Here is a 7950-nt window from a genome sequence, read left to right on the forward strand (position 1 = left end):
AAACGGTCTTTCAATTGCTAGAATGGCCGGAAACAAGGAGGCCTTGATGAACCTGAGACTGAGATCTTACCAGGGAAAATACCCGCAACTGGGTGCCCGAAGCTATGTAGACCCCTGCGCCACTCTGGTGGGCGACATTCATCTGGGCGACGATGCCAGCATCTGGCCCATGGTGGCCGCTCGGGGGGATGTAAACCATATCCGCATCGGTGCTCGCAGCAATATCCAAGATGGCACAGTACTGCATCTCAGCCGCAGGAGCGCTGGCAATCCCGATGGCTATCCCCTGCTGATCGGCGAGGATGTCACCGTCGGCCATAAAGCCATGCTGCACGGTTGCACCATAGGCAATCGGGTTTTGGTCGGCATGGGCGCCATTATTCTCGATGGGGTCGTGGTCGAAGATGAGGTGATGATAGGTGCCGGTAGTCTGGTGCCGCCTGGCAAACTACTCGAGTCAGGCTTCCTTTATATGGGGAATCCGGTGAAACAGGCTCGCCCCCTCAAACCCGCCGAGATAGCCTTCCTCAAAACATCGGCCGATAACTATGTCCTGCTCAAGGATGAGTATCTACAGGAAACCTGATAGCAGAAGCCCCGACCTCGATATGATATCCAGGCCGGGGCTCCTCTTAGCATTCGACCAGCATCCTCTTATGATAGAGAGGAAGCGGTATGCACTCTCTTAATGAGCCTGATCCCAGTTGTCCCCTGTTCCGGCTTCCACGACCAAGGGCACATGCAGCTCGGCGGCGCCCGACATCAGGGCCTTGATAAGCGGCACATACTCTTCAACCTTGTCGGCCCGGACTTCGAACACCAGTTCATCGTGCACCTGCATCATCATGTGGATGGAATCATCCTGAATGCCTTGTAGCCAGGCCTCGACCTGGATCATGGCTCGCTTGATGATATCCGCAGCAGTCCCCTGCATGGGCGCATTGATAGCCGCACGCTCGGCCCCCTTGCGCAAGCCAGCATTACGAGACTTGATCTCCGGCAGATAGAGACGACGGCCGAACAGGGTCTCGACATAGCCCTGAGCCTCGGCTTGCTGGCGGGTGCGCTCCATGTACTCGAGCACGCCCGGGTAGCGTTCAAAATAGAGATCCATGTACTTCTGCGCCTCGGCGCGACCAATCCCCAGCTGCTTGGCGAGGCCAAAGGCACTCATGCCATAGATGAGGCCAAAGTTGATCGCCTTGGCACTGCGGCGCATGTCGATGGTGACCGCATCCAGTGCAACACCAAATACCTCGGCGGCGGTCGCCTTGTGGATATCCTTACCCTCGGCAAACGCGGTCAACAGCCCCTTATCTCCGGAGAGGTGCGCCATGATGCGCAGTTCAATCTGGGAGTAGTCCGCCGCCACCAGTTTGTAGCCCGGAATGGGCACGAAGGCCTGGCGGATGCGGCGCCCCTGTTCGTTGCGGATCGGGATGTTCTGCAGGTTGGGATCGGTGGACGAGAGTCTGCCCGTCGCTGCCACGGCCTGATGATAGGAGGTATGCACCCGGCCTGTCCGGGGCTTGATCATCAAGGGCAGTTTGTCGGTATAGGTTGACTTGAGCTTGGCCAGGGTGCGGTGCTCCATCAAGAGCCGTGGCAACTCATAGTTTTCAGCCAGCTCGGCCAGCACCTCTTCCGCCGTAGAAGGCGCACCTTTGGGGGTCTTCTTGATGATGGGCAGCGCCAACTTGGTAAAGAGTATTTCGCCAAGCTGTTTCGGGGAGGATAGATTGAACTCCTGACCCGCCAGCTCGTGAGCCTGACCTTCCAGCTCTTTGAGGCGCAGCTCTATCTCCTGGCTCTGCTGATGCAGCAGCTTGGGATCTATGGTGGTGCCGAGCAGCTCCATCCGTGCCAGTACCGGCAGCAAGGGCAGCTCTATCTCCTGAAAAACCTTGGCCAGGGAAGGCTCCTGGCAGAGCTGACCCCAGAGGGCATGATGCAGGCGCAGAGTGATGTCGGCATCTTCCGCCGCATAAGGTGCAGCTTGCTCCAGCTCGATCTGATTGAAGGTGAGCTGCTTGGCCCCCTTGCCAGCGATCGCCTCGAACGAGATGGTATCCACCCCCAGGTACTTCTTGGCCAGGGAGTCCATGTCGTGACGGCTGGCGGTGGAGTTGAGCACATAGGACTCGAGCATGGTGTCAAAGGCGATACCCTGCAGATCGATGCCGTGATTGAGCAGCACGTTGCGATCGTATTTGAGGTTCTGACCCACCTTGAGGTGAGTACTATCTTCCAGCAGCGGCTTGAGTTTGCCCAGTACCACAGCCTCGGTCAGCTGAACCGGCGCCCCCAGATAATCATGACCAAAGGGCACATAGGCGGCTTTGCCCGGCTCTATGGCAAAAGAGACGCCGACGACGCGCGCCTCCATATAATCAAGACTGGTGGTCTCGGTATCGAAAGCAAACAGCTCGGCGGCGGCCAGCTTGGCAAGCCAGCCGTCAAACTCAGCCTCGGTCAATACACATTGATAATCGGTTTCGATAGCCGGTGTGCTATCCGGTTCGACCTGCGCATCGTCACTGGCATCGGTACTCCCCTCCAGCTCCTTGACCAGGTTGCGCAGCTCATATTCGCGGTAGACAGCCAGCAGTGACTCCTTGTCGATAGGGCCAAGCACCAACTCCTCAAGGGACTGCTCAAGTTCAACATCAGTCTTGATCGTCGCCAGTTCATAAGAGAGACGCACCTGCGGCTCCTGCTCGCGGAACTTGTCGGCAAATGCCTTGGAGCCACGGAAACCGAGGGCGGCGACCTTGTCCAGATTGGCTGCGATCTGGTCGATGCTGCCGATCCCCTGCAACAGGGCCTGCGCCGTCTTCTCACCCACCCCTGTCATACCGGGGATATTGTCCACCTTGTCCCCCATCAGCGCCAAATAGTCGATGATGAGTTCAGGGGGAACACCGAACTTCTCTATCACCCCTTCTCTGTCAGTGACCACATCCTTCATGGTGTCTATCAGCGTGACATGATCAGAGACCAACTGTGCCATATCCTTGTCACCCGTGCTGATGAGCACCGGCAGTTGTTTCTCGGTCGCCTGACGAGCCAGAGTGCCGATTACATCGTCGGCCTCAACCCCCTCGACCATCAAGAAGGGGAAGCCCATCGCCTTGATCATCTGGTGAATAGGGGCGACCTGGCTGCGCAAATCGTCCGGCATACTGGCGCGGGTCGCCTTGTACTCGGGATAGATCTCATCGCGAAATGTCTTGCCCTTGGCATCGAACACCACGGCAACATGACTGTCTGGGTACTGCTTGCGCAGACTGCGCATCATGTTGGCCATCACCCGTACGGCGCCGCTTGGCAACCCGGTCGAGGTTCGAAGGTCAGCCTGTTGGGAGGCGAAGAAGGCGCGATACAGGTATGAAGAACCGTCGACCAGAATGAGGGGATTGCTAGGGGCCATGAAGTCGTCCTGCCAGAGAGATAAACAGCCGCTAGGATGCCACAGGGGCACGGCAGCACCAAGGGGGCTGGTCTAGCCGATTACTGGCTAAATGCCAACCACAATCTGTGGATAACTCTGTGTCTAAAATCACAATGCAGCAGCCAACCCTGTGAAAAAACTCAGAGAGCAACAAAAAAACCATTTAAAACCAATGCCATACAAAACAACAACGATGCAATGTTGCAGATTTGATGATCTAGGTAAATGTGGAAAAAATTTTAAGGGGATTGGTAAGGCAGGATCCAAAACGAAACAATCCTAGCACAGCACTGTGACTTGACCAGTCGAGGGTGAACGATAACCATACCAAAGTGCCAGTTTCCATCCTGGCTCACATTTTCGACAATCAGGAGTATCCCCATGAAAAAAGTGGCCGTGATCTTGAGTGGCTGTGGCGTATTTGACGGCAGTGAAATCCACGAAGCGGTGATCAGCCTGTTGGCCCTGGCGCGCCAGGGAGCCGAGTATCAGTGCTTTGCCCCCGATGTGCCCCAGCTGCATGTCATCAATCACCTGACTGGGGAAATCAGCGAGGGAGAGAGTAGAAACGTGCTGGTCGAGGCGGCCCGCCTCTGCCGTGGCCAGATCCGCAATGTGGCGGAGCTGGACGCCGCCGATTTCGATGCCCTTCTGCTACCCGGCGGTTTCGGCGCAGCCAAGAACCTGTGCGACTTCGCCGTCAAGGGGGCGGAATGCCAGATCCAGCCAGATGTGCTCAAAACCTGTCAGCACTTTGCCAACGCAGGTAAACCTGCCGCCTATATCTGCATCGCGCCGGCCATGATCCCGCTCATCTACGGCGCCGGCACCCTGGCCACCATTGGCCACGACGAGGGCACCGCCAACGCCATCGAGGCGATGGGTGGCAGCCATCTCAACTGCCCGGTCAATGAGTTCGTGGTGGATCAGGATCGCAAGGTGATCTCCACCCCTGCCTACATGCTGGCCAGCAACATAGCCGAAGCGGCAGACGGCATAGAGAAGACCGTCAAGCAGCTGCTCGGCATGTGTTGAGCTCGATGCCCTGCATGGCACAGGCCGGGACAGGTTGGCGAGCTCGCGAGATGAATCGCCCCCCTGCAATTTGATCTCAGTAAAAAGGCCGCTCGATGAGCGGCCTTTCAATGTGCAGCGAACGAGCGCATCGCTTAGATGGCTTCATCCATCTGATCGATCTTGCCTAGCAGGGCGCGCAGACGCTCTTGCCAGGCTTGGTGCTCATTGCGCAGCTGATGGTTCTCATCTTGCAGCTGAGTGTTCTGCTGCTTCAGATCGTCCAGTTCCATCTTCAGCAAAGAGATGTTGTCGACGGCAGATTGGACTTTGGATTCGAGTTGTTCAAGGACTTCTAATGACATGATGCCTACCTATTTGTTCAATTGCGATGCCCCACAGAGGGCGATTCCAGCGCGTGAGGCCAGCATACCCTGAGCCGCTCGGCACAAACAAGCCGGAGCGAGGGAAAATGGGGTCTCGACGCCCTCCCAGCTCAAATCTGCGTCTATTTTCTTCACATCAAGCCCTGACTCAGCCAGACCAGGCCAGGTAAGCCCCGATCAACAGGCAGGCAACCAGATACATGAGGCCGCCGTAGGCTAGATTCCAACGCAGCAGCAGGGCTGCGCTCAAGTTGTAGCGGGCGGCCAGAGCCAGGTTGGATCCGGACAGCGGACTGGTCCCCGTCGCCAGTCCCCAGCCAAGCAGAAAGCACATGCCAAGCAGGCTGGGATCGGGGAGCAAGGGCCAGAGCAGGGGAGCCAGACCCGAGATGCTGATGAGCGGGTGTACCCCGAAGATGGCCACCACCAGCATGAACAACAGGGTCAAACAGGCTTCCAGCCAGCCGAAGTGATTGAACAACGGCAGACCGTGATCGCCAAAGACAAAGGTGGATAGAGCACTGTTGATGCTGGCGGCAAGCAGACCCGCACCGAGGAAGAGTACCAGCTGGCCACCAATGGCGGGAAACCGCTCCACTACCTGACGCTTGAGTGCCAAGGCCCGCCCCTGATGGGGCATGAACACCAGGGCAAGGGCGGGTGCCACCAGGGCGATCACCGCCAGAATGCTGAGTTCAGGCCAGAGCTGTTTGAGCAATACCACCACCACGGCCAAGGCCACCGGCAGGAGCAGGGTCTGCAAGCGCAGCGGGTAGCCTTGAAATTCCGCTATGGCTCCCAGTCTCTCCACCTGCCAGGCTGTAATCCCCATGGCCAGCAAGGCACCGATAATACCGAACGGCATGATACTTGCGAGCTGCATCCCTGGGGCATAGGTCAAGGCAACGGCCATGGCCACGAAGAAAGGTGACCAGAAGGCGGCGGCGCAGAAGATTCTACTGAGAACCATCACCTGACGCCGCTCTAGGCTGTTATTGCGTTCCAGGCGATCACCGATGATGAAGAGCACAGACAGGTTGATGACGGCACCGAGCAAATTCAGGCTCGCCATCGTGCTCCACAGCCCCTTGCGCCCAGACCATGCGCTAGTGCCGCCTTGCAGGCCGACACTGGCAAGGTTGAGGGTACTGACGGCGGCAAACATGGTCAGCATGTTGATGTTGGGTAGCAGCCAGTCCCCAAGGGAGAGACTGGCGCCTCGCCAGAGGGAGAACAACAGCAACAACAAGGCGGCGCCATAAAGCGCCAGGGCTTGCCGTTTTGCCGCCCCCGCCAGCCTGGGCCAGGTCAGCAATGAGGCGAGCCAGGCAGCCAGCGCCGCTGGCCAGGGCGAGACACCACCGTAAAGATGCAGCAGGTTGAGCAGCCACATTGCCAGGATCAGGTATCCCGACCACAACTTGGCCATGAGCCCGCCTTAATGAGAGTTCAGAGACACTGGTCCATGTCCAGAGAGGGTTTCTCACAGTCGGGATGGCCCACTATCTTGGCGGGCACGCCGGCGACCGTGGTGTGGGGCGGCACCGGGTTGATCACCACACTGCCGGCGCCTATCTTGGCGCCCATCCCCACTTCGATATTGCCGAGCACCTTGGCGCCCGCCCCTATCATGACCCCTTCACGGATCTTGGGATGACGGTCGCCGCCCGCCTTGCCGGTTCCGCCCAGGGTGACACTCTGCAGTATGGAGACATCATCCTCGATCACCGCCGTCTCGCCGACCACGATGCCGGTGGCATGGTCGAACATGATGCCCTTGCCGATCCGGGCCGCGGGGTGCACGTCCACCCCAAACACCACAGATATCTGGTTTTGCAGATAGAGGGCCAGCGGGCGGCGCCCCTGCTTCCACAACCAGTTGGCTACCCGGTAACCCTGCAAGGCATGGAATCCCTTGAGATAGAGCAGAGGAGTGGAGAAAAACTCGACCGCAGGGTCGCGCTCCTGCACGGCACAAATATCCGCAGCGACCACAGCCAGCAAGCCGGGATCGCTACGCAGCGCCTGTTCTATTACTTCGCGCAGGACGATGGCGGGCATGGTTGCGCTGTCGAGCTTGTTCGCCAACTGGAAGCTCAAGGCAGAGCGCAGCGTCTCATGATTGAGAATGGTGGAGTGAAAGAAGCTGGCCAGCATGGGCTCTTCCGCCGCCATCCTGCCCGCTTCCAGCTGAATTTTTTGCCACGTGTGGGCAACCAGATCATCCATGTTACTGCCTACTGTTGTTCGATTGGAGGGCCTTGCTGTTCCTTGAGCACTACTGAGATAGGATCCATATGTATGATGACATCCGTCCGCTCAAACGCCTGACGCACCGCCAATTCCGCCTCATCGGCGATCTGGTGGGCCTTGACCAGGGGGAGCTGATCGTCCAGCTCAAGGTGCAACTGTACAAACCGGGTAGGCCCGGATTGGCGAGTACGCAGGTCGTGAACCCCATGTACGCCAGGGACCTGACAGCAAAGACTTATTATTCTCGCTTGTTCCTCCTCTGGCAACTGGCGATCCAGCAGTGCTTGCACCGATTCGTACCCTATGGTGAGTGCGCCCCACAACAGGAAGAGGCCGATCAGTACGGCAAAGAGACCATCGGCCCAGAACCAGCCCTGCCCTGCCAGCACCAAGGCGAGCAGGACACCGCCATTGAGCAACAGATCGGAGCGGTAGTGCAGCATGTCCGCCTTGATCGCCACGCTACCCGTGCGCGCCACCACGAATTGCTGGAACCCCACCAGCGCCAAGGTCAGCACTATGGAGCCCACACTCACCCAGATCCCCGCCTCCAGTCGCAAGATGGGATCCTGCTTGAGCAAGGAGGAGATGCCATGCATCACCAGCAGCAGGGCAGAACCCGAGATGAAGGCCGACTGTATCAGCCCGGCCAGGGATTCCGCCTTGCCATGGCCGAACTTGTGTTCCTCATCGGCCGGCGCCAGGGCGTAGCGGATGGCGAGCAGATTGATGATGGAGGCGCTGACATCCATGAAAGAGTCGGTCAGGGAGGCCAGCAGGCTGGAAGAGTCCGTCATCAGCCAGGCGATCAACTTGGCTGTGATGAGCAGGGTTGCCGTGCCAATC

At 58.3% G+C, this 7950-nt stretch carries 7 protein-coding genes; 2 read left to right on the forward strand and 5 right to left on the reverse strand.

Going from position 1 to position 7950, the window contains the following annotated elements:
* Positions 1-46 precede the first annotated feature (46 nt).
* Positions 47-586: a gamma carbonic anhydrase family protein gene (locus G113_RS17410; protein ID WP_005907910.1), complete on the forward strand. Its 540-nt coding sequence runs from the start codon at positions 47-49 to the stop codon at positions 584-586.
* A 99-nt stretch (positions 587-685) separates the two neighbouring features.
* Here the strand turns inward: G113_RS17410 and polA are convergent, their stop codons facing one another.
* On the reverse strand, positions 686-3430 hold the full coding sequence (polA, locus tag G113_RS17415; protein WP_005907911.1) for a DNA polymerase I: 2745 nt from the start codon (positions 3428-3430) through the stop codon (positions 686-688).
* Positions 3431-3832: 402 nt separating this feature from the next.
* Here polA and elbB point away from each other — a divergent pair, with 402 nt between their 5' ends.
* On the forward strand, positions 3833-4486 hold the full coding sequence (gene elbB / locus G113_RS17420) for an isoprenoid biosynthesis glyoxalase ElbB (protein ID WP_005907912.1): 654 nt from the start codon (positions 3833-3835) through the stop codon (positions 4484-4486).
* A 134-nt stretch (positions 4487-4620) separates the two neighbouring features.
* Here the strand turns inward: elbB and G113_RS17425 are convergent, their stop codons facing one another.
* From G113_RS17425 to fieF, 4 genes are all read right to left on the reverse strand, one after another.
* Positions 4621-4830: a cell division protein ZapB gene (locus G113_RS17425; RefSeq protein WP_005907913.1), complete on the reverse strand. Its 210-nt coding sequence runs from the start codon at positions 4828-4830 to the stop codon at positions 4621-4623.
* A gap of 169 nt (positions 4831-4999) precedes the next feature.
* Positions 5000-6280, reverse strand: coding sequence for a hypothetical protein (locus G113_RS17430; RefSeq protein WP_005907915.1), 1281 nt, complete (start codon positions 6278-6280; stop codon positions 5000-5002).
* Between the two features lie 20 nt (positions 6281-6300).
* The gene (cysE, locus tag G113_RS17435; protein ID WP_005907916.1) at positions 6301-7080 is read right to left on the reverse strand and encodes a serine O-acetyltransferase; all 780 of its coding nucleotides are present in this window, start codon (positions 7078-7080) and stop codon (positions 6301-6303) included.
* Positions 7081-7088: 8 nt separating this feature from the next.
* Positions 7089-7949, reverse strand: coding sequence for a cation efflux pump FieF (fieF, locus tag G113_RS17440; RefSeq protein ID WP_005907917.1), 861 nt, complete (start codon positions 7947-7949; stop codon positions 7089-7091).
* Position 7950 lies beyond the last annotated feature (1 nt).

Source organism: Aeromonas molluscorum 848 (assembly GCF_000388115.1).
GTDB lineage: Bacteria > Pseudomonadota > Gammaproteobacteria > Enterobacterales > Aeromonadaceae > Aeromonas > Aeromonas molluscorum.

Excerpts from the sequence above, each read along its gene's own strand:
- cysE (WP_005907916.1), bottom strand. The coding sequence starts at position 7,080 with ATGGATGATCTGGTTGCCCACACGTGGCAAAAAATTCAGCTGGAAGCG.
- G113_RS17410 (WP_005907910.1), top strand. The coding sequence starts at position 47 with ATGAACCTGAGACTGAGATCTTACCAGGGAAAATACCCGCAACTGGGT.
- polA (WP_005907911.1), bottom strand. The coding sequence starts at position 3,430 with ATGGCCCCTAGCAATCCCCTCATTCTGGTCGACGGTTCTTCATACCTG.
- elbB (WP_005907912.1), top strand. The coding sequence starts at position 3,833 with ATGAAAAAAGTGGCCGTGATCTTGAGTGGCTGTGGCGTATTTGACGGC.
- G113_RS17430 (WP_005907915.1), bottom strand. The coding sequence starts at position 6,280 with ATGGCCAAGTTGTGGTCGGGATACCTGATCCTGGCAATGTGGCTGCTC.
- G113_RS17425 (WP_005907913.1), bottom strand. The coding sequence starts at position 4,830 with ATGTCATTAGAAGTCCTTGAACAACTCGAATCCAAAGTCCAATCTGCC.